This window comes from Billgrantia antri (genome assembly GCF_017868935.1).
GTDB lineage: Bacteria > Pseudomonadota > Gammaproteobacteria > Pseudomonadales > Halomonadaceae > Halomonas > Halomonas antri.
This window is the reverse complement of the sequence record NZ_CP053383.1, coordinates 4387106-4412481: the sequence shown is the minus strand read 5'-3', so window position 1 is coordinate 4412481 and position 25376 is coordinate 4387106. Positions and strand designations below refer to the sequence as shown.

28 protein-coding genes, 1 tRNA gene and 1 pseudogene are annotated in these 25376 nt (G+C 65.4%); 17 read left to right on the top strand and 13 right to left on the bottom strand.

All coding sequences use genetic code 11. From position 1 onward, the window contains the following. Nucleotide 1 precedes the first annotated feature (1 nt). The 4 genes and pseudogenes from HNO53_RS21545 to HNO53_RS20615 all read right to left on the bottom strand — a co-directional run bounded on the left by HNO53_RS21545 (nucleotide 2) and on the right by HNO53_RS20615 (nucleotide 2292). Complete coding sequence (locus HNO53_RS21545) at nucleotides 2-694, bottom strand: replication protein P (protein WP_242597485.1); 693 nt, start codon at nucleotides 692-694, stop codon at nucleotides 2-4. Nucleotides 695-818: 124 nt separating this feature from the next. Beyond that, nucleotides 819-1013, bottom strand: a pseudogene (locus HNO53_RS21630) (DnaT-like ssDNA-binding domain-containing protein); the annotation flags it as partial. Between the two features lie 605 nt (nucleotides 1014-1618). Continuing rightward, nucleotides 1619-1864, bottom strand: a complete 246-nt coding sequence (locus HNO53_RS20620) for a hypothetical protein (RefSeq protein ID WP_209474824.1) — start codon at nucleotides 1862-1864, stop codon at nucleotides 1619-1621. Between the two features lie 80 nt (nucleotides 1865-1944). Next, on the bottom strand, nucleotides 1945-2292 hold the full coding sequence (locus HNO53_RS20615) for a hypothetical protein (RefSeq protein ID WP_209474822.1): 348 nt from the start codon (nucleotides 2290-2292) through the stop codon (nucleotides 1945-1947). A gap of 373 nt (nucleotides 2293-2665) precedes the next feature. Here HNO53_RS20615 and HNO53_RS20610 point away from each other — a divergent pair, with 373 nt between their 5' ends. The 12 genes from HNO53_RS20610 to HNO53_RS20555 all read left to right on the top strand — a co-directional run bounded on the left by HNO53_RS20610 (nucleotide 2666) and on the right by HNO53_RS20555 (nucleotide 9732). Next, entirely contained in the window at nucleotides 2666-3541 is an 876-nt protein-coding gene (locus HNO53_RS20610; RefSeq protein ID WP_209474820.1) for an XRE family transcriptional regulator, read from the top strand. Nucleotides 3542-4045: 504 nt separating this feature from the next. Continuing rightward, complete coding sequence (locus HNO53_RS20605; RefSeq protein WP_209474818.1) at nucleotides 4046-5140, top strand: HigA family addiction module antitoxin; 1095 nt, start codon at nucleotides 4046-4048, stop codon at nucleotides 5138-5140. Between the two features lie 136 nt (nucleotides 5141-5276). Beyond that, nucleotides 5277-5675, top strand: a complete 399-nt coding sequence (locus HNO53_RS20600) for a response regulator transcription factor (protein ID WP_209474816.1) — start codon at nucleotides 5277-5279, stop codon at nucleotides 5673-5675. After that, nucleotides 5672-5995, top strand: a complete 324-nt coding sequence (locus tag HNO53_RS20595) for a hypothetical protein (protein ID WP_209474814.1) — start codon at nucleotides 5672-5674, stop codon at nucleotides 5993-5995. The genes HNO53_RS20600 and HNO53_RS20595 overlap by 4 nt, the downstream gene beginning before the upstream one ends. After that, nucleotides 5992-6333, top strand: coding sequence for a hypothetical protein (locus HNO53_RS20590; RefSeq protein WP_209474812.1), 342 nt, complete (start codon nucleotides 5992-5994; stop codon nucleotides 6331-6333). Before HNO53_RS20595 ends, HNO53_RS20590 begins: the two co-directional genes overlap by 4 nt. Beyond that, the gene (locus HNO53_RS20585; RefSeq protein ID WP_209474810.1) at nucleotides 6330-6647 is read left to right on the top strand and encodes a hypothetical protein; all 318 of its coding nucleotides are present in this window, start codon (nucleotides 6330-6332) and stop codon (nucleotides 6645-6647) included. Before HNO53_RS20590 ends, HNO53_RS20585 begins: the two co-directional genes overlap by 4 nt. A 15-nt stretch (nucleotides 6648-6662) precedes the next feature. Then, entirely contained in the window at nucleotides 6663-7040 is a 378-nt protein-coding gene (locus HNO53_RS20580; RefSeq protein ID WP_209474808.1) for a hypothetical protein, read from the top strand. Nucleotides 7041-7042: 2 nt separating this feature from the next. Then, a complete protein-coding gene (locus HNO53_RS20575) occupies nucleotides 7043-7855 on the top strand; it encodes a YfdQ family protein (RefSeq protein WP_209474806.1) in 813 nt (270 codons plus the stop codon). A gap of 231 nt (nucleotides 7856-8086) precedes the next feature. Continuing rightward, on the top strand, nucleotides 8087-8776 hold the full coding sequence (locus HNO53_RS20570) for a hypothetical protein (protein WP_209474805.1): 690 nt from the start codon (nucleotides 8087-8089) through the stop codon (nucleotides 8774-8776). Beyond that, a complete protein-coding gene (locus tag HNO53_RS20565; RefSeq protein WP_209474803.1) occupies nucleotides 8773-9012 on the top strand; it encodes a hypothetical protein in 240 nt (79 codons plus the stop codon). Before HNO53_RS20570 ends, HNO53_RS20565 begins: the two co-directional genes overlap by 4 nt. Further along, nucleotides 9009-9521 (top strand): hypothetical protein, encoded by a 513-nt coding sequence (locus HNO53_RS20560; RefSeq protein ID WP_209474801.1) that lies wholly within the window; start codon nucleotides 9009-9011, stop codon nucleotides 9519-9521. Before HNO53_RS20565 ends, HNO53_RS20560 begins: the two co-directional genes overlap by 4 nt. 1 nt (nucleotide 9522) lies before the next feature. Beyond that, complete coding sequence (locus HNO53_RS20555) at nucleotides 9523-9732, top strand: helix-turn-helix domain-containing protein (RefSeq protein ID WP_209474799.1); 210 nt, start codon at nucleotides 9523-9525, stop codon at nucleotides 9730-9732. 108 nt (nucleotides 9733-9840) lie between these two features. Here the strand turns inward: HNO53_RS20555 and HNO53_RS20550 are convergent. The 9 genes from HNO53_RS20550 to HNO53_RS20510 all read right to left on the bottom strand — a co-directional run bounded on the left by HNO53_RS20550 (nucleotide 9841) and on the right by HNO53_RS20510 (nucleotide 19691). After that, a tRNA-Sec gene (locus tag HNO53_RS20550) sits at nucleotides 9841-9936 on the bottom strand. Nucleotides 9937-9967: 31 nt separating this feature from the next. Then, nucleotides 9968-11893 carry a selenocysteine-specific translation elongation factor gene (gene selB, locus HNO53_RS20545; protein ID WP_209474797.1) on the bottom strand — a complete coding sequence of 642 codons (1926 nt, stop codon included), beginning with the start codon at nucleotides 11891-11893 and terminating at the stop codon, nucleotides 9968-9970. Further along, complete coding sequence (selA, locus tag HNO53_RS20540; RefSeq protein WP_209474795.1) at nucleotides 11890-13350, bottom strand: L-seryl-tRNA(Sec) selenium transferase; 1461 nt, start codon at nucleotides 13348-13350, stop codon at nucleotides 11890-11892. The genes selB and selA overlap by 4 nt, the downstream gene beginning before the upstream one ends. A gap of 134 nt (nucleotides 13351-13484) precedes the next feature. Continuing rightward, the gene (gene fdhE, locus HNO53_RS20535; RefSeq protein WP_209474793.1) at nucleotides 13485-14420 is read right to left on the bottom strand and encodes a formate dehydrogenase accessory protein FdhE; all 936 of its coding nucleotides are present in this window, start codon (nucleotides 14418-14420) and stop codon (nucleotides 13485-13487) included. Further along, nucleotides 14417-15112, bottom strand: coding sequence for a formate dehydrogenase subunit gamma (locus HNO53_RS20530; protein WP_209474791.1), 696 nt, complete (start codon nucleotides 15110-15112; stop codon nucleotides 14417-14419). The genes fdhE and HNO53_RS20530 overlap by 4 nt, the downstream gene beginning before the upstream one ends. Next, entirely contained in the window at nucleotides 15109-16038 is a 930-nt protein-coding gene (gene fdxH, locus HNO53_RS20525; RefSeq protein WP_209474789.1) for a formate dehydrogenase subunit beta, read from the bottom strand. Before fdxH ends, HNO53_RS20530 begins: the two co-directional genes overlap by 4 nt. A gap of 13 nt (nucleotides 16039-16051) precedes the next feature. Then, on the bottom strand, nucleotides 16052-18514 hold the full coding sequence (gene fdnG / locus HNO53_RS20520; protein WP_209474787.1) for a formate dehydrogenase-N subunit alpha: 2463 nt from the start codon (nucleotides 18512-18514) through the stop codon (nucleotides 16052-16054). A 12-nt stretch (nucleotides 18515-18526) separates the two neighbouring features. Then, nucleotides 18527-19120 (bottom strand): molybdopterin-dependent oxidoreductase, encoded by a 594-nt coding sequence (locus HNO53_RS21710; protein WP_209474786.1) that lies wholly within the window; start codon nucleotides 19118-19120, stop codon nucleotides 18527-18529. A 91-nt stretch (nucleotides 19121-19211) separates the two neighbouring features. Next, nucleotides 19212-19691, bottom strand: a complete 480-nt coding sequence (locus HNO53_RS20510; RefSeq protein WP_209474784.1) for a hypothetical protein — start codon at nucleotides 19689-19691, stop codon at nucleotides 19212-19214. Between the two features lie 183 nt (nucleotides 19692-19874). Here HNO53_RS20510 and HNO53_RS20505 point away from each other — a divergent pair, with 183 nt between their 5' ends. The 5 genes from HNO53_RS20505 to ahpF all read left to right on the top strand — a co-directional run bounded on the left by HNO53_RS20505 (nucleotide 19875) and on the right by ahpF (nucleotide 25342). Then, on the top strand, nucleotides 19875-21179 hold the full coding sequence (locus HNO53_RS20505; protein ID WP_209474783.1) for an MFS transporter: 1305 nt from the start codon (nucleotides 19875-19877) through the stop codon (nucleotides 21177-21179). Between the two features lie 56 nt (nucleotides 21180-21235). Further along, nucleotides 21236-22402, top strand: coding sequence for a ChaN family lipoprotein (locus HNO53_RS20500; RefSeq protein WP_209474781.1), 1167 nt, complete (start codon nucleotides 21236-21238; stop codon nucleotides 22400-22402). 111 nt (nucleotides 22403-22513) lie between these two features. Then, a complete protein-coding gene (locus HNO53_RS20495) occupies nucleotides 22514-22918 on the top strand; it encodes a ribonucleotide reductase subunit alpha (protein ID WP_209474779.1) in 405 nt (134 codons plus the stop codon). A 128-nt stretch (nucleotides 22919-23046) separates the two neighbouring features. After that, entirely contained in the window at nucleotides 23047-23610 is a 564-nt protein-coding gene (ahpC, locus tag HNO53_RS20490; protein ID WP_209474777.1) for an alkyl hydroperoxide reductase subunit C, read from the top strand. Between the two features lie 175 nt (nucleotides 23611-23785). Continuing rightward, entirely contained in the window at nucleotides 23786-25342 is a 1557-nt protein-coding gene (ahpF, locus tag HNO53_RS20485; protein ID WP_209474775.1) for an alkyl hydroperoxide reductase subunit F, read from the top strand. Nucleotides 25343-25376: the final 34 nt, after the last annotated feature.

Sequence of the window (25376 nt, the reverse complement as noted above, 5' to 3'; positions counted from 1 at the left end):
GTCAGGCTCCTTTCAATGCCGCCCGCAGGGAGCGCAGCCCCTGGTCGGCGTTCATTGCGTGCGGCAGGCCAGAGGCCTCGGCGCGTTGCTGGGCGGCTTCACGTCCTGCCCTCTCGGCGAGCTCGGCGCGGGTGCGGCTGCCGTCGTGCTCGAGCAGCTGGCGCGGTGTAAGGTCCTCGCCGGCCATCACCCGGTTGACCAGAGCGCTGTACTCACGGCCAAAGCGCTTTTCGAGGCGCGGCCACTGGCTCTGTGCCGTGGTGTGGGTCAGGTCCCACCAGCCGACCGACTGCCCAGCCAGGCGCACCGCCTCATGGCTCCAGCGATGGCGGCGTGGCTCATGGGCATGGCCCACTGCCTCCCGCCAGGCCTCACCAACTGACGGCATACCGAAGTCCTCCGGTTTCGGCGCCAGCAGGCTCACCAGCACCGGGATCGTCGGCGGCCAGGTATTCCCCCCACGCTTCAGCTCGCTCATGGCCCGCTCGACCACGTGCCGAGTCGGCAAAGCCGGCCACCGTGCCAGCTCCTGCGCCAGCTCTCGGCGTGCCAGGGTCAGCAGGTCCGCACTGGGGAACGCGCTGCTCCAGGTCCTCGGAAAAATCGCCTCCAGCCGGGTGAACACCTGACTGACCAGTGACGTGATCTGCTGCTTGCGCTCCGGGCTCGCTGCCGTCGTCTGGCCACCAGCCATCTGCCCAGCTGGTGTCGTGCGGGTTGGCGAGCTGCTGGCGGACTGCCTCGCGCTCAGTTCGGTCATCGCGGCGTTGATCAGGGTCTGCGCGGTCATGGGCGGGTCCTCCGGTGTGAGCCTGGGCGGCGCGCTGGTCGTTGCGCAGCCAGTCGACGAGCTTGGCGTGCCATGCGGTGCTGCTCTGCTGGCGCTGGGTATCGGCGTGGTGGGCGGTGAACTTGGCCAGCTGGTGCTGGGCGGGCTGGGTGTCGGCAGGCAGGCCGGCACGTTGGCAAGCCATGGCCAACTGATCCGGGTCCGGCTGCCAGTCCAGGGTCATCGGGTACTGGCGCGATTGGGTCGGCGGCGGTGTGCCGTCGTCGCACTGCTGAGCGGCACGCTCGAAAATCGACGCGCGCGCTTCAGAGAGAGAGGGGGTTATCTCTGTAGTAGTCTCTGTATGAAAACTCCCATCCGGCGATTCTGTGCACTCCGGTTGGGCGTTTCTTGTTTCTCCGGTTGGGAGATTGCAGTTTCTCCCGTTGGGAGAATCTGGAGAGCGGCGGGGCTCAGCGGCGGTTTCGCTGGTATCGAGCGCCTGCGCCAGCAACTCGGCCAGGCGGTCGCAGTTGACCCGATACCACGTCTTGGCCGGCACGCCCTTGCGCACCTCCTCGAGCACACCAATGGCCACCAGCTGGCGCCTGGCGGTGACCTGCTGCTTGGCACTCATGCCGGTTTCCGCTTCCCAGCTATCCACAGCGCCAGCCTGTTCCTTCCAGAACCAGCCAGCACGGCGCTGGGCCGTCGGCGTGTTGCACAGGAACAGCGCCTGGCTGAGGAAGATGGCACCTTGAACGGTCACGCCAGGCAGGCGCGTGAATACCGGCTGATACGCCACAGGGCGGCCCAGCAAGGCCGGCAGCATGGAAGCACTAATACTGCTCATGCCCCACCGCCCTCGAGCTGCTTGAGCTCGGCTCGGTACCGCTGGGCGGCATCCATATGCTTGGCGCGCTCGGTATGCACCTTCGCCTGGCCCTCCGGGCTCCAGCTATCCGTGCGCGCCAGCAGATCCGCCATGGTGTAGTGAAACTCGACCAGGGCGCGCAGGCGCTCACGCTTCGCGGCGTACTCCCGACGCTCGGCGGCCTCGATCTGAAATGCCAGCCGTGCGGTTCGAACGATCATATCGGTGTTGCCCGGCATGACAGCTGCCGGTTCGGTTGTCGCTGGGATTGCCCCCATAGCCCTCTCCCGTTCTTCTTAACTCAGCCCGGCCCGATCTGATCCAGCTGGCGCTGATACTCCGCGATGCGTTCAATGTGCCGTTGGCGCAGTGTCTCGAGGCGTGTATCCCTCACCCCAGCTAGCGCCAGCAGACCGCTCATCAGGTCGGCAAAGGCCTGGTGGTACTGCACCCGCAGGCTGGTTTCTGCCCGCTGGTTGCCGATCCGCTCGGCGTCTTCGATCAGTAGCGCCAGCTGCGCGACCTGCCCCGATAGGCGGGTGATCTCCTGCCGCAGCCCTGTCAGCCCTTCCTCGTCGCTTACGTCGGCTGGCGCCTGCGCCGCGTGGTCCTGCTCGTCCTCCTTTGGTAGTTCGGCTATGCCCTGCATTGGCGACTCCGTTCCCCCTGGCCGACTACCTGTATGCCCTTCCACCCCGGTCAGGTCGTCGCCTCCGTGGTCCGGCCGGGAGTAAGCTTTGGGTATTCGGGAGGGGAAGGATCTGATGCAGACGGCCCGGCATGCTTAAGCAGCCATTCAGCAGAGAAAGCGCCACCGCTCGCAGCGGCCATACGTTGTGCATAGTTGGTCTCGCCCGAGAACTCGGTACGGGGCAGGGATTCACGCTGGAGCCACTTGTAGACCCCGCGCGGACTGATGCCACAGACCCGAGCGCACTCCGTGACACCTCCGATCTTGTCGATTGCATAGCGCAAGGCGCTCATGTACTCGCTCCCATGTTTGTGTACTTACGGTACATATTATGGCGGAACTGAAAGTACACGCAAGCGCTGTCAAAATTGAACGCATGGTTCATACGGACATTTCGCGGGCTGAATTCAGCGCTCGCCTCAAAGAAGCGCTTGAGCATGCCGGCTTTGCAGGTAGGGGCGAGGGTGCGCGGCTCGCAAGGGCAATCAAGGTTACCCCGAAGGCAGTCAGCAAGTGGCTGAATGGAGAAGCTCGGCCAGGCCACGACAAGCTGGTCCAGATTGCAGATGCCCTGCGTGTAAGGGTGGAATGGCTGGATTACGGCAAAGGTCCGATGACACAGCCAGAAATCGGAGATGTACTGCGTAGCGGGCCACAGGCAGGCGAAGCGCTCCGCACCACGCCGAAGGCAGGCGATGCGATCAGCCGCCAACGCCGCCATGAGGTGGAATTCATCGGCCATCTTGACGCCTGGGATAACGATACCCCGCTGGGTGACGACGAGGTCGAGCTGCCCCTATTTCGAGAAGTAGAAGTGTCAGGCGGCTCCGGTAATACCCAGGTGATTGAGAACCACGGCGCCAAGCTTCGCTTCGCCAAGCGCACCCTGCGCCGGGCCGGCGTGATGGAGGAGCATGCCGCCTGCGCTTATGTGGATGGCGACAGCATGGAGCCGATCTTGCCCGATGGCGCCACGGTGGGTGTGAACACCCAGGACAAGGCGATCAAGGACGGCAAGATGTACGTCATCGACCACGGCGGCCTGCTGCGTGTGAAGTTCCTCTACCGCCTGCCAGGCGGCGGCCTGCGCATCCGCAGCGCCAATCCCGATCGCGAGGCCTACCCCGACGAGGACCTGGGCCCCGACTGGCCCGAGCAGGTACGCATCATTGGCAAGGTGTTCTGGTACAGCGTACTGATGCACTGAGGAGGCAGCATGACGGGTGATGAGGCGCCCCGCATTCTAGGGCGCGTATTCTGTCTGGAAGTGTTTGATTGACCACACCTTCCGCAATCAAACCGCCTCAGGGCCGCTCTACAGTTCCAGTCCTGTTACACGGTTTTCGTTTACCGGATTGGTAAACATGCCTATACTCTTTCGAGCGTAACATGCAGATTAGGTACAAGGACAAGCGCATCGAAGCCATATGCCTGGAGCAGAAAAAGGCTGAGCGCCAGCTAGGTAAGCCCTGTGCCAGAAAGCTGCGCAGTCGGCTCTCTGACCTGATGGCTGCCGCGAATACAAGAGAGTTGGTAGCTGGGAACCCGCATCCTTTGCGCGGCGATCGGGAGCCTCAGTTCTCTCTCTCCCTTCATGGGGGGATGCGCTTATGCTTTGTTCCGGATCATGATCCTATCCCCAGGCTTGCAGACGGAGGGATAGATTGGTCTAGCGTAAGCTGCGCTTTGATTGTTTATATTGGTGATTATCATGACTGAGCTTACTCATCCACTGACACCCGACTGGGTGTCGCCCCCAGGGGACACCATTGCCGACCGGATTGAGGAGCTAGGATGGTCCCAGAGAGAGCTGGCTGAGCGACTGGGTTACACCACGAAGCATGTCAGCATGCTAATCAATGGCAGAGCTCCTATAACCGAGGAAACGGCAGTCCGCCTGGAGAGGGTTCTCGGAAGCACTGTTAGATTCTGGCTGGAACGTGAGGCGCAGTATCGAGACTCCTTGATAAAGCAAGAGCAGATCAGCCTCTTATCTGAGCAGGCTGATTGGCTGAAAGTGCTTCCCACCAGCGACATGATTGCGTATGGGTGGATTCAAAAGTTCACCAATAAGGGCTTACAGGTTGCCGAGTGCTTACGCTTTTTTGGCGTGGCGACTGTGGAAGCCTGGAGGCTTCGGTATGCTAACGCGGGGGCAGCCTTTAGATCCTCAGAGACCTTTGCAAAAGATGGGGCAGCCGTAGGTGCATGGCTTCGTCAAGGAGAGGTCAAGGCAGCCGAACTGTCCTGCGAACCCTTTGATCAGAAAAAATTCAAGGCCGTTCTCAAAGAGCTTCGTTCTCTTACCAATGAATCAGACCCAGCGGTATTCGTGCCAACGCTGATAAGAAAATGTGGTGAGGCCGGCGTTGCTGTGGTTTTTGAGCCCGCACCGAAAAAATGCCCAGTGAGCGGGGCTGCAAGATGGCTGAACAAACGCAAAGCCCTGATTCAGCTTAGCTTGAGACACAGATCCAACGACCATTTGTGGTTCTCATTTTTCCATGAAGCAGGCCACATTGCTCTCCATAGCAAATCCTCATCCTTTATTGATATTGATGGGAGTGGCCTAGACGATGAAAAGGAAAAAGAGGCAGATCGCTTTGCCAGGGACATTCTTATCCCGCCACGCGATGCCCAGCGCCTCTACGAAATTGGCAGATCAGCCGCTGCCGTAGAGGCCTTTTCGAAAGAGATAGGAATCGCTCCCGGGATAGTTGTTGGCAGAATGCAGAAAGAAGGTCTCCTCCCTTGGAGCCATCTGAATGGCTTGAAGACCCGCTATGAACTGAAACGACGCAGCTAAAGCGCCGCTAGCAACGCACCCGCCCACCGAGGCGGGTTTTTTGTGCCTGCTCGCAGAATGTGAACCTACGGTACTTGACTGAACGTGTACCTATGGTACATAGTTGGTTCACAATAACCGCGACAGGGAGCAAGCCATGTCTACCACTCAACAGAGCCTCGAGTTCGCCGGCTTCCGCTGCCAGGCGGGCAACCCGCGCCAAGGGATGCCCACCGTGCGGGAAGTGCAGGTACTGGCCGGCCTGGCCGCAGGCCTCACCCAAAAAGAGATCGCCAAGCTGCGTGGCGTCTCACCCTCCAGCATCAAGAGCACCGCCGAGGCCGCCTACTACCGGCTAAGCGCCAACCGCGCCACTGATGCCGTCGCAAAGGCCCTGCGCCGTGGCTGGATAGCCCCGCTACTGGTCGCACTGGTCGTCGGTGCCATGAACCCCACTAGCGAAGCCCTGCGCGTTCGCCAACCCGTCCGCACACGCCAACAGGTCAGCTCTACCGCCCGGGTAGGCCGCCGCGACCTGGGGAGCCTTTTCGCATGAGCAATGACAACCACACCGACACAGGCGCCAGCCAGCCCAGCAGCGAAGTTCAGCAGCTGCGGGCGAGGGTGGCCTATCTCGAGGCGAGGCTGATGAAGCGGCGCGATGAAATCCGGGAGCTGATAGCCGAGCGCGACCGCTTCCAGCGCCTGTTCGCCACCGCTTGCGAAACCCTGGGCGCCGTTCAGGAAGCGCTAGGCAATGAGAACACCCCGGAGTTGACCGGGTTCGAGCCGGAGCTGGTCAGGAAGCTGCGAGGGGAGCGGGACGCCCTGGTGCGCGAAATCGAAGGCCAGCAGGACAAGGAGCCCCGCTCATGAACCAGCACGATACCGCCACCGTCTTCACCTATCCGGTCAAGGAGCTGGCCGAGGCATGGCGTGAACACGCCCAGCGCCACGGTATCACCGACCCCGAGACACAGCTGCTGGCGCGTGAAGCCGTGCACGGCTCACCCCGGGCCGGGTACCGCCCTGCCTGGTACGTGCCCAGCACCGGCGAGCTGGTTGTGATCATCGCCGCCGAACCGCACTGGACCGAGGCACAGGCCATCGACTGGCTGCGCTGGATGCTCGAGCAGCTGCACGCCAACGGCAGCGTCACCCTCTACGCCCACGACTACGCCGAGCAAGCGCCAGCACAGGAGGCCACTGCATGACACCGCGCAGCGTACTCAACACCGCCTTGGCCATCGTGACCGTGGCCGCCCTCATCGCCGCGATGGCCTGGGTCACGCGCCACGACGAGCAAGTCGCCAGCGCCAGCCTGGAGCAGTACTGCCGGGACGCTGCGATATGGGCCGCCGAGGAAGCCCGCGGCGTACCGCTCAACGAGCGAGCAGGTCAACCCGACCACCGTGACATAGCGGCAGAGCAGTGCCCCGGCATGCGCCCGGCCCTGCCGGCCTATCGGATCGCCAGCCCCGGGGCGCTTCCGGCGACCACCACCACGCGCCAGCTGGCGCATCAGTAACCCAAGGAGAGCGAGATGGACACCAACCCCCAAGCCTTCGCGCAGATGCTCGCCAAGATGCGCCGCGGCCAAACCGCCGAGGAGCTGAGCGAGGCGCTCTTGGAGGCGCAGCAGGCCTGTAAGGACACCGGGAAGATGGCGGTCATTACCTACCAGGTGAAGATCAAGCCGGAGAAGGGCATGCCCGGCATGTACCTGATGACCGACGACATAAAGACCAAGCTGCCGCAGCTGGATCGCGGCGCCAGCGTGATGTTCGAGGACGCGAACCTGCAGCTGCAGCTGGAGGATCCGCGCCAGCAAAAGATGGATCTCCGCCAGGTGGAGGAAGCCAAGCGCGAGACCAAGACCGTGGCCGAGGAGGCCAAACCCACTCAGCTGAAGCAGGTGTAACGATGGAAGAACTGACCAACCGGACCTTCATTGGCGAAGCCGTAGCCGCCGGCATGGCCCTGGCCGACCTGAACCCACAGCTACAGCATGCCGTGCTAGTGCCCGAGGGTTACAGCCTTGAGGACTTGGAGCGATTTCACGACCAACCGCGGCGCACGCGCCAGCAGGTGGCCATCCACAACGCCACCGACTTCGGTCTCTACGTGAACCGTTTCAAGGACAGTGAGACGACCATCTATGCCGACCTGGAGCACACCCGCTTCACGGCGGTGCTTGACCACCCGGGCGCAGGAGATCCCGCCTGGGGCCAGCATCGCGCTACCTACGCCTGCCCGCACTCTCGCAGTTGGAAGACCTGGACGGCGGCCGATGGGAAGGCAATGCGTCAGGCGGACTTCGCCAAGTTCATCGAGGACAACCTCCCCGACGTCCAGCAGCCCAGCGGTAGCGACATCCTGACCATCAGCCGCACCCTCGAAGCCAAGAAGAAGGTCGACTTTCAGAGCGGCGTACGGCTCGACAACGGCGAAGTGCAGATCACCTTCAACGAGGAGATCAAAGGCACCGCCGGCAAAGGCACCATCGAGATACCCGAAACCTTCGAGCTGGGCATTCCGGTTTTCGAGGGAGGCGACCATTACGCCCTGACAGCCCGGCTCCGCTACCGCATCAACGATGGCCAGCTCGTCATGTGGTTCGACCTGCTGCGCCCCGAGCGTCTGCTTGAAGATGCCTTCGCCAACACCCTGGAGCAGATCCGCCGAGACATCGGCCCCGACGTGATGATGCTCCACGCCGACGCCCCGGCTCGATAACCAGGCGTCAGCCCCTTTAGTTCCCTGCGTATTGCCCCGCTTCCGGGCGGGGCCTTTTTCAAGATCAGGGCAGCGGTGAGCCCGCCACGGCGGCCTGACCAGTGACCTGGCAAGACGAGGAGAATGCAGCGTGACCAACATGAACTTGAACCTATTCGGCCACGAGCTCGTCGTCGACAACTTCGCCGGGGGCGGCGGCGCCAGCAAGAAGAACGACAAGGAGCCGAGATCATGAAAGAACGTCCGATCCTATTCAGCGGCGAGATGGTCCGCGCCATTCTCGACGGCAGGAAGAACCAGACGCGGAGGGTGGTGAAGCCCGCGAAAGACCGCAACGGCTCAGGCTGCCATCTTGCGCCCTGCGAGATAGCTGGGGAGGTGAACGGAGGCGACTACAGCCTATGCCCCTACGGCCAGCCCGGCGACCGGCTGTGGGTGAGGGAGACATGGGGCAAGGTGCAGATGACGCATCTCATGAGCCCCACCCCTGGCCGCGTCGAGGAGGCGCTGACCTATAGGGCAGGCCGTCTCGTCTGGAAATCCGAAGACCGCCCAGAGAGTGGTTCATTCGACAGCTGGCCGGTGAGCTGGAGTGACGACCATCAGCCGAGCGATGGTCGTTGGCGCCCTTCCATCCACATGCCCCGCTGGGCCAGCCGCATCACGCTGGAGATCGTCAGCGTGAGCGTCGAGCGGTTGAAGGAGATCAGCGAGGCGGACGCCGAGGCCGAAGGCGTTGAGCGCCACGGTGATAGCTGGGTGGATTACCTGCATCGCACTGACTGCCACTTCGCCGTGAATGCAAGAACCTCCTTCGCCACGTTATGGGATTCGATCAATGGCCGAGGCTCACGGGACGCCAACCCCTGGGTGTGGGTGGTGGAGTTCAAGCGGGTCGAGCAAGCGAGGGCTGCAGCATGAAGGTTTCGATGAACGGTCTGCGCCGCAACCTGAGCGGCGACGTGGAGACGCTCCGCGATCTGGTCGAGTCAGTAATCAATGGCGAGTGGTACGACGGTGAAGATCTGCGCAACGCCATGAACGACGTGATCCGGGACAGCAACGTCCTGAACTGTGTCTTCAGTAAGGACGACCCAGACTTCACCGACCTGGGCTCTGTCGAGGTGGAACTGCTCGAAGAGGAGCACGCCGAGTGACTAAGCCCACCCACACCCACCGCGCCCAGGGCGGGCGCTTCGAACAGGTCGACGAGCAGATGGGCGGCGGCGTCCTCGAGGGCCAGCTGCTGGTGATCTACCGGGACATCGACAAGGACGTCACCAGTGCCACGACGGAGGGCGACTGGCGCCAGCACTGGCGACCGATCGCCAAGGACGACTGCCCTGTGTGCCTGGGTGCCGGCCACGATCAGATCAAGAAGGCGAAGCACCAACCCTGCGGCGGCTGCTTCGGGCTGGGGAAGGTCAAGGCCGACGGCGAGAAGCCGGCGGATCTTTGGCAGCTGGCAGACGTGGCGCTGGGAATCATCAAGCGCCAGCAGCATGAATTGGAACAGCGCCGGCAGGCGATGGCGTTGCCCGAGGTGGCGGCAGCTTTGCAGGCAGAAAAGGAAGCACGAATCACTGACAGCGTTGCACACCAGGAACAGCAATGGCGCGATGGCAAGGGTCACGGCCCGGGCGGACGTAGGTACGTAGGAGACTGACATGGCAGAACAGCAGATCGACTTCAGCGATGATGACTTCATTGAGCCCGAAGAGGCGGCGCGGCTCCTGCGCGTGAAGCAGGGCACTTTGGCGGTCTGGCGGTCAACGAAGCGCTATCCGCTGCCGTACTACAAGAGCGGCCGGTGGGTGCTCTATCGGCGCAGTGAATGCATCGCTTTCGTGCAAAAAGGGCGGGTTTCGTGTGACTGACTTTAACGACAGCCGTTGCCCCAGCGTTGCCCCAGCCATTTTTCGTGTTTCAGCGGCAAACGGGAGAGGTAAGGGTGGAGAGGCAAGGAATGCCTCAACAATGCGGGTTGGCGGAAGAGCGTGGGAGTCGAACCCACCAGGGACCGCTGGCAGCCCCTGCCAGATTTGAAGTCTGGCCGCCCCACCGGGGGTCGATCCTCTTCCTTGAGCGGTGCCTTGAGACAGGGCCGTTGCCCTACGGCCAAATCTCGGCGTTGCGTATCACGCGCTCGTCGCCGACGCGGCGCGTGAAGCCTACCTTATCAAAGAATTCGAGTATGTGAATGGCGAGCTTGCGGCCGGTGCCAATGCGGTCGCGAAAGGCGGCCGCGCGAATGCTGCCGTGCTCGCGCTCGAGAAGATGCACGGTGGCGGCCATCTCGGCCACCGCTTCGGCCGGGTAGAAGTGGTCCCGGCGCACCTGGTAGAGCCGGCCGAGACGGGCACAGGCGGCGAGGACCTCGCGAATGCGATCCTCGTCGAGGTGTTCGCTCGTCGCCAGGTCGCGCACCCGCGGCGGCTGAAAGGGGGTAGCGGCGATACGCGGCTCGAGCCGCGCCCATAGCGCTTCCTCCTCTTCGCCGAGGCTTACCTGGTGGCCGGGCAGGGCGACGAAGGGGCCGTGGGCCTCCAGCTTGCCGTCTTCAATCAGGCGCTCCAGCAACTGCCGGCCCGTCGCTTCGGGTAGCGCGGGCATGGCCTGGCGGATCAGGCGGGCACGCTCGGTGCCGAGCATCGAGGGCTCGCGTTGGTGATTGGCGGCGACGGTGTCGAGCAGCCGGGTCTCCAGGGCCGAGATGGCCTCGGCAGAGAAGCTCCGGGCGGCTTGTGCGGTCGTCAAGGTCTCCCCGCCAAGCGACTTGACCGTCTCGACCAGCGCTTGCACCTCGGCATTGGCATTGCGCGCCAGGGCGTGCAGGTCGATGCCGACGGGGCGGCGGTGCAGCCCCTCCCGCAGCGCCGGGGTCAGGTCGAGCGGGGCGATGGTGGCGCACTCGGCCAGCGCGGCGAGCCAGGCCAGCCGCTCGGGACGGCGCTGGCCGCGGCGCGGCGGGGCGCCGTCGAGCACCGTACCACCGCCCAGGGTGAGGCGCCCGGCGGGGTCGCGAATCACGAAACGGTCGCCGAGACAGGCGTGCACCGGGGCATCGAGCACCAACTGGCCCAGCATGTGCTCGCCGGGGGCGAGGCGCTGGCCCTCGAGCAGCGCTATGCGGCCGCTGAGCCGTGTCACGCCCAGGTGCGCGTGTATTGCGGCCCAGTGCTTGAGCTCCGGTGCACCGTCGAGCAGTCGGAGCTGGACGTCGAGCCGCCGCAGCGGCGGCGTCTCCAGCGCTTCGGCCACGATCCAGCCACCGCGCTGGATCGAATCGCGGTCGATATGATTGCCGGCGAGATTGAGCGCCACGCGATCGCCCTGCTGCGCCCACCGGCTGTCGCGATGCTGGCGACGCAGACCGCGCACCCGGGCCTTCAGGCCGGCCGGCACCAGACGTACCTCGTCGCCCTGCGCCACTTGACCGGCGAAAGCCGTGCCGGTTACCACCAGTCCGGCGCCGGTCTTGGTGAAGACCCGATCGACGGCGAGCCGGAAGTGCCCCTGCGCCGTTGCCTGGTGCTGCGCCGCCGCTGCGGTCCACAGCCGGTCGCGCAGCGCTTCCACGCCCTCGCCGCTGTGGCTGGAGACCTCGACGATCGGTGCTCCGGCCAGCGGTGTATCGGCCAGCAGCGTGGCAATCTCCTTGCGTACTTGGCAGCGGCGTTCGGTATCGACCCGGTCGACCTTGGTCAGGGCCACCAGCCCGCGGTCCAGGCCCAGCAGGGTGAGGATCTGCAGGTGCTCGCGGGTCTGCGGCATCACGCCGTCGTCGGCGGCCACCACCAGCAGCACCGTGTCGACACCGGCGCTGCCCGCCAGCATGTGATGCAGGAAGCGCACGTGGCCGGGCACGTCGATGAAGCCGAGCTCCACGTCGTCGGCGACCTCGGGGTAGGCGAAGCCGGGCTCGATGGTCAGCCCGCGCGCCTTCTCCTCCTTCAAGCGGTCGGTGTCGATGCCGGTGAGCCGCTGGATCAGCGCGGTCTTGCCATGATCGACATGACCGGCGGTACCGACGATCACGGCGACGCCTCGCTGCCCTGCGTTGCGGTCGTGTCGTAGAGGTAGGGCAATTGCTCTAGCTGCGCGAGGAAGAGGGCTTCCTCCTGAGCGCCTTCGAGGCAGCGCAAATCGAGAAGCAGGGCGCCTTCGTGGCGGCGTCCGATGACCGGACGCGGCAGGCGGCGCAGGGCGGTCTCCAGGCGGCGGATCTGGCGCTCGCGCTGGCGCCGACTGTCGGCGCGGGAGCACCACGACAAGGCTCGACTGGGCAGACGATCGACCGGTAGCGAGCCGCTGCCGAGCTGACTGGCGCATGGCGTCAGGGTGACCTCGAAGTCGGCGAGCAGCCCTTCCATCCGGGGCAACAGCCGTTCGCCGGTGGCGACGATGTCGGCCTCCGGGCGGGTCAGCAGCGCCAGGGTGGGAACGTCATGCTGGGGAGCGTCGCTGTCGCGGTAGAGGCGCAGCGTGGCTTCGAGCGCGGCCAGGGTCAGCTTGTCCAGACGCAGGGCGCGCTTGAGCGGGTGGCGTTTGATCCTCTCGATGGCCTCGCGGCGACCGACGATGAGGCCGGCCTGGGGGCCGCCCAGCAGCTTGTCGCCGCTGAAGGTGACCACGTCGGCCCCGGCGCCGATGGCGTCGCCCGGCTGCGGTTCGTAAGGCAGGTCGAGGGCGGCGAAATCGGTCAGCGCACCGCTACCCATGTCGATCAGGAAGGGAATATCGTGGGCATGGGCGATCTCCGCCAGGCGGGTCTCGGGCACGCTGCAGGTGAAACCGGTGACGGCATAGTTGGAAGTGTGGGCCTTGACGATCAGCCCGGTGTGCTCGCCGATGGCGTCTTCGTAGTCGCGCGCGTGGGTGCGGTTGGTCGCCCCGACTTCACGCAGGCGGCACCCCGCCGCCGCCATGATGTCGGGCATGCGAAAGGCGCCGCCGATCTCGATCAGCTCGCCACGCGAGATCAGCGCCTCGCGGCCGGCACCCAATGCACCCAGGGCCAGCAGCACGGCACCGGCATTGTTGTTGACCACAGTGGCCGCCTCGGCGCCGGTCAGCTCGCACAGCAGGCTCTCCACCAGCCGGTCGCGATCGCCTCGGGCGCCGCTGTCGAGGTCGTACTCCAATGCTATCGGGTGGCGCGCCGCCTCGGTCATGGCGGCGACGGCCACCTCGGCGAGCGGCGAACGGCCCAGGTTGGTGTGAATGACCGTGCCGGTGAGGTTGAAGACCGGCTGGCTGGCCGGGCGGGCCAGTTCGTCCAGCTGCTTCAGCACGCGCCGAGCCAGCTCATCCACGTCGGGGGCGGTCGAGGACGGTTGTGCCAACTCCCGGCGAGTCTCCTCCAGCGTCTGGCGCACGGCGCGCCGGATCAGGCGGTGACCGTATTGCCTGCGTGCCTCCAGCACATGCGGGTGGGCCAGTAGCGTATCCACCGCGGGCAGGCGGCGTCGAACGTCCGTTGTCGTCATGTCCATGCCGGGGTCGTGGTCCCTGTCTCAACGAAGTGGGTCATCCCTTGTCGGCAAGGGAGGGTCATATTCCGTGTTTCGAGGAATAGGCACTTCTATGGCATAGCATGTCGGGGCGGGGGACGTCCATGTTGTGTCTGCTAGTCGTCAACGATCAACAGCGGATTGAAGCTGCTGCGTCGATAGCGCCCCTTCTCGCCGAGCAGCAGGTCGAGTGCGAGGCTCGCGAGGTCGTCCGCCAGCGGTTCGGCAGCGGGCTCCAGCTCGCGCGGAAATATCTTGAGGTAGCTGCCGCAGTCGCCGCAGGCTTCGGCCTGGGCGACAGCGTTGCCGTCCTCCGTTTCGTCCGTCTCCGACGACAGGCTCAGGTAATGGAGCTTGCCGCTGCGCTCGCACACGCTGCAAAGGGAGCGCTCCAGGTACCACTGGGTGGCGCACAGGCCGCACTGCAGATAGCGCACGCCGTGGTAGCGCGGCTCGGCTTCGATCACGCTGGCCAGCGGTGGCGAGCCGCAGCAGGGGCACAGGGTACGCACCTCGCCGGCGGGGCGTGCTGGCGCCTGGGGCAGCGCACGCGTCAGTCGCAGCCAGGCCACCTGCAGTGCGGCGGCCACCAGGGGCATCAATCCGCGCCGGGTGGGTTCGCCGGCGTTGCCGGCGAGTACCTCATCCGCCAACCGGTCAATCTCGGCAGCCGATAGGCGACGCAGGGCGTCGAGGAGCGGGCGCTGGGCCTGGCCGACATGCAGCTCGAGGGCGTCCAGCACGGCATCGAGTTCGGTCCCGAGATCGATGCTGCTGCGCAGCGCCTGCACGTTGAGCGGTGGCATGCCATGTTCCAGTGCCAGCGCGAAGGCTCGAGGCTCCGGCTGCCAGGCCGGCGTGGCATGTTCGAAAGCCGCCTGCTGGGCCTGTGCCAGCTGCGCCATGAAGTGCAGGAAATCTCCCAGCGGCGCGACGCGGTCGGCGAGCTCGCGCAGGCGCCGGGCACGGCGGGCGAAGTGGTCGGCGTCGGGCAGACGGACCTCGGGCGGCTGCATGACACCCGTCGGGGCGTTGCCGAAGGCGTGGGTCACGGCGACTCCTGTCGGTTCGTGGGCGTGTCGTGGCGGCGGCTGATCGCGCGCTGCTTGCGCGCCTTCTCGCGCTCCTCTTCGTACCACAGGTCATGGTGATGGCGGGCCCAGGCCCAGCTGACCCGGCCGCGCACCATGGCCTGGAACGAGCCCTTGACCCAGATACCCGAGTAGACGTGGATGATCAGGGTGAGGATGGCGAGAAAGGCGACGCCGGCGTGCCCCAGTGACGCCAGCCGGCGTAGCGTGATGGGCACGGCCCCGGCGAAGTAGGGCTGCCAGATCAGCAGGCCGCTGATCAGCAGCAGGGCGATGCAGCCGAGCATGATCCAGTACACCAGCTTCTGGCCGGCGTTGTTCTTGCTGACGGGTGGCAGCTTATCGTCGCGATTGGCCAGCACGTCGCGGATCTGCCTGAGCCACTGGATGTCGCGCCGCCTGATCAGGCTCTCCCTGAAGAAGGCGATCGCCATGAACAGGAACATCAGCGTCATGAACAGGCCGATCCAGGGGTGCAGAATGCGGGTCATGGTCGGCCCACCGAACAGTGCCGTCAGTGACCAGAAGAAGGGGTGGAAGAATGGCAGCCCGCTGAGCACCAGCAGCACGAAACTGATCGCGACGAGCCAGTGGTTGAGGCGGTTCCAGACGCTGTAGCGCTGGAGGGCGGGATCCGACTTGGCCAGGCTCATGGGCGCTCCTCCCGTTCACGTTCGCGGGCGTCGTCCTCGCGCACGGCAGCTTCGTCCTCCTCGCCGTGCTCCTTGGGGCCGGCGGTGACGTAGTGGAAGAAGCCGGTCAGGGCGGCAAGCCCGATGGCCACCGAGGCCAGCGGCTTGGTCACGCCCTTCCAGGCGTCGACCAGGGGACTGATACGTGGATCCGCGGGCAGGCCACTGTAGATCTCGGGCTTGTCGGCGTGCTGCAGCACGTAGATCACGTGGGTGCCGTCGACCCCCTCGGGGTTGTAGACGCCGGCATTCTCGAATCCGCGCCGGTGGAGGAAGTCGCTGCGCTCCTCGGCCAGGTGCAGCATCTCCTCGCGGGTGCCGAACATGATCGAGCCGGTGGGGCACGACTTGACGCAGGCCGGCTCCAGACCGTGATAGACGCGGTCGGAGCACAGCGTGCACTTGTAGGCCTTGTGGTCCTGCTTCGAGATGCGCGGCACGTCGAAGGGACAGCCCGACACGCAGTAGCCGCAGCCGATGCAGTGCTCCGAATTGAAGTCGACGATGCCGTTGGCGTACTGCACGATGGCACCGGGCGCGGGGCAGGCCTCGAGGCAACCCGGCTCGGCGCAGTGCATGCAGTTGTCCTTGCGGATCAGCCACTCCAGGTTGCCCTGCTCGTCCTCGTACTCGTTGAAGCGCATCACCTGCCAGGTATCGGGAGTGAGATCGAGGGGGTTGTCGTACTCGCCGACACACTCGCCGACCTCGTCGCGCAGGTCGTTCCACTCGGCACAGGCCACCTGGCACGCCTTGCAGCCGATGCAGCGCGACACGTCGATCAGCTTGGTCACCTTCTCCACCCCGCCGTCGCGCTGCCGGGGGGATTCCACCTGGGTCGCCGAGCGGGCGATGACGTTCTGCAGATTGATCTGGTCGCCTCTCATCCTTGGCCTCCTCCTACAGCTTGTCGACCCGCACCAGGAACGACTTGAATTCCGGCGTCTGAGTATTGGCGTCGCCGACGAAGGGCGTCAGGGTATTGGTCAGATAGGACTTCTTCGTCTCGCCGAGGAAGCCCCAGTGCAGCGGGATCCCCACCTGATGCACGGTGCGGCCCGCCACCTGCAGCGGGCGGATGCGCTTGGTCACCACCGCCACGGCCTCGATGTGGCCGCGCTTGGAGCTGACCCGCACGCGGTCGCCCTTGGCGATGCCCAGCTCCTCGGCCAGGCGTTCGCCGATCTCGACGAACTTCTCCGGCTGGGCGATGGCGTTGAGCCGGTTGTGCATCGTCCAGTAGTGGAAATGTTCGGTCAGGCGGTAGCTGGTGGCGGCATGCGGGAACTCCTCGAGGGTGCCGAAGTTCTCGCGATCCTGCTCGAATACCCGTGCCGCGGGGTTGTGCTTGGCCCGCGGGTTGTCGGGATGCAGGGGGTTGCTGGCGATGGGGGTCTCGAAGGGCTCGTAGTGCTCGGGGAGCGGACCCTCGTTCATGCGATCACGAGCGAAGATCTGGCCGCGCCCGGTCTGGTTCATGATGAAGGGGCCCTGGCCCTCTTCCGGCGCCGAGCCCACCGGGAAGTCGGGCACATCGTTGCCGACCCAGCGCTGGCCGTTCCACCACACCACCGCCTTGCGCAGCGACCAGGGGGTGCCGTCGGGGCGGGCGCTGGCGCGGTTGTAGAGGATGCGACGGTTGGCCGGCCAGGCCCAGGCCCAGCCCAGGGTCTGGCCGGTGCCATAGGGGTCGGAGTTGTCGCGCCGGGCCATCAGGTTGCCTTCGCGCGGCCAGCAGCCGGCAAACAGCCAGCAGCCGCAGGCGGTGGAACCGTCGGCGCGCAGCGTGCCGAAGTCGGGGAGTTGTTCGCCGGCGCGCACCACCAGGTTGCGCGCCTCGTCGTAGACATCCTCGAGCGCCCAGCCGTTGTACTCCCGTGCCAGCTCGTCGGGGCTCGGCTCCTCCGGGTAGCGGTAGGGCCACTGCAGGTTGAGGATCGGCTCGGGGAAAGCCCCGCCTTCCTGCTGGTAGAGGCGTTTGAGTCGCAGGAAAATGCCGGCCATGATCGCCGTGTCGGCGCGCGCCTCCCCGGGAGGCTTGGCCGCCGACCAGAACCACTGCAGCCAGCGTGAGCTGTTGACGATGGTGCCGTCCTCTTCGGCGAAGCAACTGGTCGGCAGGCGGAACACCTCGGTGTCGATCCGTGCGGGATCGACGTCGTGGAACTCGCCGTGATTCTTCCAGAATTCCGCCGTCTCGGTGCGCAGCGGGTCGATCACCACGAGGTATTTCAGGCGCGACAGAGCCTCGGTGTTCTTGGCCTTGTGCGGGAAGGCCGCCAGCGGATTGAAACCCTGGCAGATGTAGCCGTTCACCTCGCCCCGGTGCATGCGCTCGAAGGTGTGCAGCACGTCGTAGAGAGGCTGGCCGAGCTTGGGCAGCCAGGCGTAGCACCAGTCGTTGTCGGCGCTGGCGGCGTCGCCGAACCACGCTTTCATCAGGCTGACGTGGAAGCGCTCGTAGTGGCGCCAGTATGAGACCTCGTCCTCCACCAGCGGCGGGCGGGCGCGATCGTCGATGTAGCTGGCATAGCTCTGTTCGTCAGACTGCGCGAGCTTGAGGTAGCCCGGTAGCAGGTTGGAGAGCAGGCCCAGGTCGGTCAGGCCCTGAATATTGGAGTGGCCGCGCAGGGCGTTGACCCCACCGCCACGCATGCCCATGTTGCCCAGCAGCAGCTGGATGATGGCCGCGGTGCGGATGATCTGCGAGCCGATCGAATGCTGCGTCCAGCCCAGCGCGTAGAGGAAGGTCATGGTCCTGTCGGGCGCAGCCGTCTCAGCCATCATGTCCCACACGCGCTGGATCTTGTCGCGCGGCGTTCCGCAGACCGATGACACCACATCGAGGGTATAGCGGCTGTAGTGCCGGCGCATCAGCTGGAACACGCAGCGCGGGTGCTCGAGGGTCTCGTCGCGCCGGGCGTAGTCGTCGGCGTTGTGCTGGTAGCGCCAGCTCGCCTTGTCGTACTCGCCCCTGTCGGGGTCGTAGCCGCTGAACAGGCCATCCTCAAAGCCGAACTCGGGGCTGACGATCAGGCTGGCGTCGGTGTAGGCGAGCACGTACTCGCGATGGAAGCGCTGGTTCTCGATCAGGTAGTTGATGAACCCGCCGAGGAAGGCGATGTCGCTCCCGGTGCGGATCTCGGCGTAGTAGTCGGCTACCGCCGCCGTGCGATTGAAGCGCGGATCGACCACCACCAGCCGCGCATCGTTGTACTGACGCGCCTCCATCACCCAGCGGAAGCCCACGGGGTGCGCTTCGGCGGGGTTGCCGCCCATGGTGACGATCAGGTCGGCATTGCGGATATCGACCCAGTGATTGGTCATGGCACCACGACCGAATGTTGGGGCAAGACCTGCCACCGTCGGTCCGTGTCAGACGCGCGCCTGGTTGTCGAAGGCCACCATGCCGAGGCTGCGTACCACCTTCTGGGTCAGGTAGGCGGTCTCGTTGGTCGAGGCCGAGGCCGCCAGCATGCCGGTCGTGGTCCAGCGATTGACGATGTTGCCGTCATCGTCATCGGCCTCGAAATTGGCATCGCGGTCGTCCTTCATGTGGCGCGCGATGCGGTCGAGCGCCTCGTCCCAGCCGATACGCTTCCACTCGTTGCTGCCGGCCTCACGCACCTGGGGGTAGCGCAACCGCGAGTCGCTCTTGACGTAGTCGAGCAGTCCCGCCCCCTTGGGGCACAGCGAGCCGCGGCTCACCGGGTGATCGGGATCGCCCTCCACGTGGTAGATGTCATCGACGACGTTGATCGCCGCGTCGCCCCGGCTGTAGAGCAGCACGCCGCACCCCACCGAACAGTAGGTGCAGTTGCTGCGCGTGATCTTGGCGCCGGTCAGCTTGAAGTGGCGGACCGAGGCGACGGCAGGCTCCGGAGCGAAGCCCATCATGGCCATGCTGGACGTGGCCAGCCCGGTCGCACCGAGCTTGAAGAATTGTCGACGTGTCACCTGTAGGGTCATGAGGCCTCCTGCCTGGTTCTTCTACCTCTTATGGCTGTCGGTCTTGCTGCGGCGGACGTTCGGGACGACGCCCCGCTCGTGCTTGGTTCGGTCATCGGTTCTGGTCACTGCTACCGTTGTCGCGCCCCTGGTCAGCGTTGCTGCTCTGGGGCTGGCCGTTTGCGGAATTGTCGTTCGCCTGCGACGTTCGGGGCTGCTCGGCGCCGGCGCGCTGGTCAGCATCGGTGTCTGTCTCGGGCGTCTGCACATCATGGTCGGGGCCGGCCTCGGAGCCCGCGGCCGGGGTCTGGAACAGGTTGTCTCCCTGGGCCTGGCCGCTGCCGCTGTCCTCCTCGCGGATCAGCATGTCCGAGTTGGTGATGCCGCTGCTGGTGCCGTACTGGCCGGTAGTGACATCGGGAGGAGGCGTGGTCTCGGCGGGGTCCGGTGTCGCCGCACCGCGGCCCGGGACGGCGGGACTGGCGGAGTCCGGCTCGGTCTCCTGCGCGCTGACGCCGGTCAGCCAAGCCGCGCCCAGCAGCGCGCCTCCCCAATGCAGACAGCGGAGTACCCGCTTGCGCATCCTTGCCATGATCCATCTCCACGAACGCGAGTCTGGTCATCCCCAGCGTAGACCCATCGCGACGGGGATGACAGCGCCTTCGGACTGGCACGCAGGGAGGGGGGCTTTCTACACTCAGGCCACAGTAAACTCGTTCGAGCCCGGGCCGCCGCTGGCCCGGAGCGTGTGCAGCTACGTCAACGGAGTGACATCTTGCGCAGTCTACCGGCAACCCTTCCGATCCTGTTCGTCTGCGAAATCAGCTTCCTGCTCGGCCACGGCCTGATCATGACCCTGCTCGGGGTGCGCATGTCCATCGAGGGCTTCCCCTCGCAGATGGCGGGTCTGCTGATGTCGAGCTTCTCGCTTGGCTTCGTGCTGGGCAGCTATGCGCTGGAGAAGCGCATCCGCAGCGTCGGCCACATCCGCGTGTTCGCCGCCTGCGCCGGCCTGCTGGCGGTCACCGCGATGCTGCACGGGCTGTGGGTCAACCCCTGGGCCTGGCTGGCCTGGCGCCTGATCGGTGGTGTCGCCACCGCCGGCATGCTGATGGTGATGGAGTCCTGGGTCTCGGGGGAGTCGACCAACGAGAACCGTGGACGGGTGCTGGCGCTCTACATGATCATCTCGACCCTGTCGCTGGCCGGCGGGCAGTGGATGCTCAATGTCGGCGATCCGTCGGGGCCCGCACTGTTCTCGCTGGTCGGCATGCTGTTCGCCCTGGCGCTGGTACCGCTGTCGATCGTGCGTATCCACGGCCCGCGCCAGGCCCACGACTTCCAGCCCCAGAAGATCCGCCTCAAGGCGCTGTACCAGCGTGCCCCGGTGGGGCTGGTCGGCGCCTTCACCGCCGGCATGATGGTCCAGGCGTTCTTTGCCATGACGCCCTTCTACGGCCAGGAGGTCGGCCTGAGCACCGGCGAGACGGCCCGCTTCATGGCCATTACCACCATGGTGGCGCTGTTCGCCCAGTGGGGGCTGGGGCGGCTCTCCGATCGCATCGACCGGCGCAAGGTGATCCTCGGCATGGCGGTGGTGATGACGGTCTCGGGTGCCTTCGTGTCGATGCTGGTGCGCATCGACTTCTGGATGCTGGTACTGGCCGCCTGCTTCCATACCGCCATGCTGCATACGCTCTATGCCCTCAGCCTGGCCCACACCAACGACTGGCTCGAACCCGGCGAGGTCGTGGCGGCCAACGCCAAGCTGATGATCTGGTACGGCATCGGCTCGATCATCGGCCCTTTCGCCGCTTCGCTGGTGATGCGCCTGGTTGGTCCCGATGGCCTGTGGGTGTTTCTCGGTGGCGCCTCGCTGGCGCTGGCAGCGTTCGTGGCCTGGCGCCTGCGCCGGCGTCCCGGCGTACCCGTCGAGGAGGTCGAGCAGGAGCCCTTCGTGGCGGTACCGACGCTGGAGACGCCACACTTCACCGAGCTCGATCCGCGTCTGGAGCCGGACCAACTGGAGTTCCATTTCGAAGAGAGCAAGGACGACGAGGCGCATCGGCAGGCTGTCTGATGCTGCCGAGCGGCGCGCAATGCGCCATCATGGGGCGATTCGATAGGGAGGTTCCGATGCGCCGTTCGTTCGCCTTGCCCCGTGTCCTGCCTGTGCTGGCCTGCCTGGCCTTGAGCGCCATGGCCCTTGGCACGCGGGCCGATTCCTGTCCCGCCCCTGGGCAGTGGCTTCGTCCCGCCGGTGAAGAGCTCGACAGCGTAATGCTGATGCGTGAGTTGGCCGGGCGCGAGGTGGTGCTGCTCGGCGAGCAGCACGATCGCATGGACCACCATCGCTGGCAGCTGCATGTCGTGGCCGGTCTGCATGCCCTTGAGCCGGACATGGCCATCGCCCTCGAGATGCTGCCGCGCGAGGCGCAGCCGGCTCTCGACGCCTGGGTGGCGGGGGAGCTCGACGAGGTGGCCTTCCTCGAAGCAAGCGACTGGTATGCCGCCTGGGGCTTCGATGCCGAACTCTACCTGCCGATCCTGCACTTCGCCCGTTTGAATCGGGTACCGCTCAGGGCGATCAACGTCTCCCGCAAACTACGTGGGCGGTTGGCAGAGGCGGGCTGGGCGGCGGTGCCGGAAGCGGAGCGCTTCGGCATTACCGCACCGGTCGAGGCCTCGCCCGGCTATCGCCAGCGCCTGGCCGAGATACACGCCCAGCACATGAACGGCGACGACGACGGGGAAGGCCTCGAGCGCTTCATCGCGGCGCAGCTGGTGTGGGACCGGGCCATGGCCGCCGGCCTGAAGCAGGCCAGCGGCGAGACCGCGCTGGTGGTTGGTCTGATCGGTCAGGGCCACTTGCAATACGGTCACGGCGTGCCGCATCAGCTCGTCGACCTGGGAATCGACGACTTCGCCACGCTGCTGCCCTGGCCGGCGGCCGGCGCGACTTGCGAGCCGCCCCCGGCAGATGTGGCGCAGGCGCTGTTCGGCATCGTCGAACACGATGAACCGGTGGTCTCCCCGCCGCAACTCGGCATTTTGCTGGCATCCGACGGGGAGGGGGTGGCGGTGGAGGAAGTGAGCGAGGGTTCGGTCGCCGAGGCGGCCGGGATCGAGGCGGGCGACGTCATCCTGCGGGCGGCCGGTGAGACCGTTACCCAGCCTGCCGACCTGATCGGACAGGTGCGTCGCCAGCCGCCCGGCACCCTGCTGCCGCTGGTAATTCGCCGCCGCGGCGAGGAGCAGGAAGTGCTGGCGCGCTTCCCGCCCCACGAGGTGACGGGGCACTGACCCAGGTCAGGCGCGGGAGGGGCGAATGCGCTATCGTATCCCGTGCGCCGCCCGTTCGGCGCACGACCACTTCGCCCCATGCCCGGGGGCCGCAACGTCTGGAGGAGCGCCTTGGCCATTTCCCGTTTTGCCGACCTGCTGGAGGAAGCACGGAGTCAGCCCGAGCCGCAGCGGCTGCTGTTCGTGTTTACCCGAGCCGAGCTGCCCGACGACCCCAGCGAGGAGCAGCGCCAGCGCTTCGAGCAGGGCGAGGGCGGCGTGCTGACGCCGGTGCTGTGCGTCGACATGACGCCTGAGGAGCTCAGCGACATGGCTTCGCTGGTTGCGGAGTCGCAGCGTACCGGGGTCGAGTGGGACATCGTCTTCGTCGGCGCACTGTCGGGTCGGGGGCGGCAGGCACCCACCGGCGACGAAGCCGAGAGTCATCTACAGCGCATGGTCGAGTCGCTGCAGATGGGCAATACCCAGCGCTTCCTGGCGCTGGATCGACAGGGGGAGGCGGTGGCCTTGCAATGAAGCCACGGTGCCACCATAGACAAGCCTTATCGGAACCATGGCGGCAATCAATTTTCGCCTATCGGTTGCGATGGATATGATGTGCCCCGTATTCGGAACATCCACCCCATGACATGGAGCATTGCTGAATGTCCCTGATCAACACCGAAGTCAAGCCGTTCAAAGCCACTGCCTATCACAACGGCGAGTTCATCGACGTCACCGACGCCGACCTGAAGGGCCAGTGGAGCGTTTTCTTCTTCTATCCGGCCGACTTCACCTTCGTCTGCCCCACCGAGCTGGGTGACCTGGCGGACAACTACGAGGAATTCAAGAAGCTGGGCGTCGAGATCTACAGCGTCTCCACCGACACCCACTTCACCCACAAGGCGTGGCACGACAGCTCCGAGACCATCGGCAAGCTGCAATACCCGATGCTGGCCGACCCGACCCTGCAGATCTCGCGCAATTTCGAAGTGCTGATCGAAGACGCCGGTCTGGCCGAGCGCGGTACCTTCGTCGTCGATCCCGACGGCAAGATCCAGATCGTCGAGATCAATGCCGGCAACATCGGCCGCAACGCCGAGGAGCTGCTGCGCAAGGTCAAGGCCGCTCAGTACGTGCGCAACAACCCGAACGAAGTCTGCCCCGCCAAGTGGAAGGAAGGCGAAGAGACCCTCGCGCCGTCTCTGGATCTGGTCGGCAAGATCTAAGACGGATCTTCCGGTCCGCGAGGCAATCCCCTGACCTCGTGTGTTCCCCGCCCGGGCGGCACCGCCCGGGCGCTCTTTCCCAGATGTGCAAGCACTTGCCCGCGCTGACTTTGGGTCCGCGTCAGGGCGGCGTCTTGCCGTCAATCATGAGCCAGACATGAAGGAAACCGCTGTCATGTTGGACGACAATCTGAAAAGTCAGCTAAAAGCCTACCTGCAAAAGGTCACGCAGCCGTTCGAGATCGTCGCGTCCCTCGATGACGGCGCCAAGTCCAAGGAGCTTCACGGACTGCTCAAGGACATCGAGAGCCTCTGCGACAAGATCAGCCTGCGCCTCGACGGCGAGGATGCCCGCAAGCCCTCCTTCGCCCTGAACCGTCCCGGCGAGGAGACCGGCCTGGTGTTCGCCGGCATCCCCATGGGCCACGAGTTCACTTCGCTGGTATTGGCCTTGCTGCAGGTCGGCGGTCACCCGCCCAAGGTCAGCGACGACGTCATCGAACAGATCAAGCAGCTCGAGGGTGAGCTGGAGTTCGAGACCTACTATTCGCTGTCATGTCAGAACTGTCCCGACGTGGTGCAGGCCCTCAACCTGATGGCGATCCTCAACCCGAACGTGCGCCACGTGGCCATCGATGGCGCGTTGTTCCAGGACGAGGTGGAAGCACGCCAGGTGATGTCGGTGCCGAGCATCTTCCTCAACGGCGAGCCCTTCGATCAGGGCCGCATGAGCCTGGAGCAGATCCTGGCCAAGGTCGACACCGGCGCGGCCAAGCGAGAGGCGGCCAAGCTCAACGAAAAGGACCCGTTCGACGTGCTGGTGGTGGGCGGCGGCCCGGCCGGTGCCGCGGCGGCCATCTATGCCGCGCGCAAGGGCATCCGCACCGGCGTGGCGGCCGAGCGCTTCGGTGGCCAGGTGCTCGACACCATGGCGATCGAGAACTTCATCTCCGTACCCTACACCGAAGGCCCCAAGCTGGCCGCGGCGCTGGAGGAACACGTCAAGGAGTATGAAGCCGACATCATGAACCTGCAGCGTGCGGTGAAGCTGATTCCGGCGGCCGACCAGGGCGGCGATCACGAGGTGGAGTTCGAGTCCGGCGCGCGCCTCAAGAGCAAGACGCTGATCCTCTCTACCGGTGCCCGCTGGCGCGAGATGAACGTACCCGGCGAGGCCGAGTATCGCAACAAGGGGGTGGCATACTGCCCCCACTGCGACGGCCCGCTGTTCAAGGGCAAGCGCGTGGCGGTGATCGGCGGCGGCAACTCCGGCGTCGAGGCGGCCATCGACCTGGCCGGCATCGTCGGCCACGTAACGCTGATCGAGTACATGGACGAGATGCGCGCCGACGCGGTGCTGCAGAAGAAGCTGCGCAGCCTGCCCAACGTCGAGATCATCCTTGGCGCGCGTACCACCGAGGTGAACGGCGACGGAACCCGGGTCAACGGCCTGACTTTCGAGGAGCGCGCCAGCGGCGAGATCAAGCGACTCGACCTGGAAGGCATCTTCGTGCAGATCGGTCTGGTACCCAACACCGAGTGGCTGACCGATTCATCGATCGAACTGTCACCCCGCGGCGAGATCGTCATCGACGAGCGCGGCATGACCTCGGTGCCCGGCATCTTCGCTGCCGGCGATGTCACCACCGTGCCTTACAAGCAGATCGTGATCGCCATGGGCGAGGGTTCCAAGGCCGCACTGGGGGCCTTCGACTATCTCATTCGGCACTGACGCCGCCCCGTAGCGTTCGAGGTTCGCCCGCCGC

Coding starts and splice junctions, on each gene's coding strand:
- HNO53_RS21545 (WP_242597485.1), bottom strand. CDS start 694: ATGGCTGGTGGCCAGACGACGGCAGCGAGCCCGGAGCGCAAGCAGCAG.
- HNO53_RS20620 (WP_209474824.1), bottom strand. CDS start 1,864: ATGATCGTTCGAACCGCACGGCTGGCATTTCAGATCGAGGCCGCCGAG.
- HNO53_RS20615 (WP_209474822.1), bottom strand. CDS start 2,292: ATGCAGGGCATAGCCGAACTACCAAAGGAGGACGAGCAGGACCACGCG.
- HNO53_RS20610 (WP_209474820.1), top strand. CDS start 2,666: ATGGCGGAACTGAAAGTACACGCAAGCGCTGTCAAAATTGAACGCATG.
- HNO53_RS20605 (WP_209474818.1), top strand. CDS start 4,046: ATGACTGAGCTTACTCATCCACTGACACCCGACTGGGTGTCGCCCCCA.
- HNO53_RS20600 (WP_209474816.1), top strand. CDS start 5,277: ATGTCTACCACTCAACAGAGCCTCGAGTTCGCCGGCTTCCGCTGCCAG.
- HNO53_RS20595 (WP_209474814.1), top strand. CDS start 5,672: ATGAGCAATGACAACCACACCGACACAGGCGCCAGCCAGCCCAGCAGC.
- HNO53_RS20590 (WP_209474812.1), top strand. CDS start 5,992: ATGAACCAGCACGATACCGCCACCGTCTTCACCTATCCGGTCAAGGAG.
- HNO53_RS20585 (WP_209474810.1), top strand. CDS start 6,330: ATGACACCGCGCAGCGTACTCAACACCGCCTTGGCCATCGTGACCGTG.
- HNO53_RS20580 (WP_209474808.1), top strand. CDS start 6,663: ATGGACACCAACCCCCAAGCCTTCGCGCAGATGCTCGCCAAGATGCGC.
- HNO53_RS20575 (WP_209474806.1), top strand. CDS start 7,043: ATGGAAGAACTGACCAACCGGACCTTCATTGGCGAAGCCGTAGCCGCC.
- HNO53_RS20570 (WP_209474805.1), top strand. CDS start 8,087: ATGAAAGAACGTCCGATCCTATTCAGCGGCGAGATGGTCCGCGCCATT.
- HNO53_RS20565 (WP_209474803.1), top strand. CDS start 8,773: ATGAAGGTTTCGATGAACGGTCTGCGCCGCAACCTGAGCGGCGACGTG.
- HNO53_RS20555 (WP_209474799.1), top strand. CDS start 9,523: ATGGCAGAACAGCAGATCGACTTCAGCGATGATGACTTCATTGAGCCC.
- selA (WP_209474795.1), bottom strand. CDS start 13,350: ATGGACATGACGACAACGGACGTTCGACGCCGCCTGCCCGCGGTGGAT.
- HNO53_RS20530 (WP_209474791.1), bottom strand. CDS start 15,112: ATGAGCCTGGCCAAGTCGGATCCCGCCCTCCAGCGCTACAGCGTCTGG.
- fdxH (WP_209474789.1), bottom strand. CDS start 16,038: ATGAGAGGCGACCAGATCAATCTGCAGAACGTCATCGCCCGCTCGGCG.
- HNO53_RS21710 (WP_209474786.1), bottom strand. CDS start 19,120: ATGACCCTACAGGTGACACGTCGACAATTCTTCAAGCTCGGTGCGACC.
- HNO53_RS20510 (WP_209474784.1), bottom strand. CDS start 19,691: ATGGCAAGGATGCGCAAGCGGGTACTCCGCTGTCTGCATTGGGGAGGC.
- HNO53_RS20500 (WP_209474781.1), top strand. CDS start 21,236: ATGCGCCGTTCGTTCGCCTTGCCCCGTGTCCTGCCTGTGCTGGCCTGC.
- ahpC (WP_209474777.1), top strand. CDS start 23,047: ATGTCCCTGATCAACACCGAAGTCAAGCCGTTCAAAGCCACTGCCTAT.
- ahpF (WP_209474775.1), top strand. CDS start 23,786: ATGTTGGACGACAATCTGAAAAGTCAGCTAAAAGCCTACCTGCAAAAG.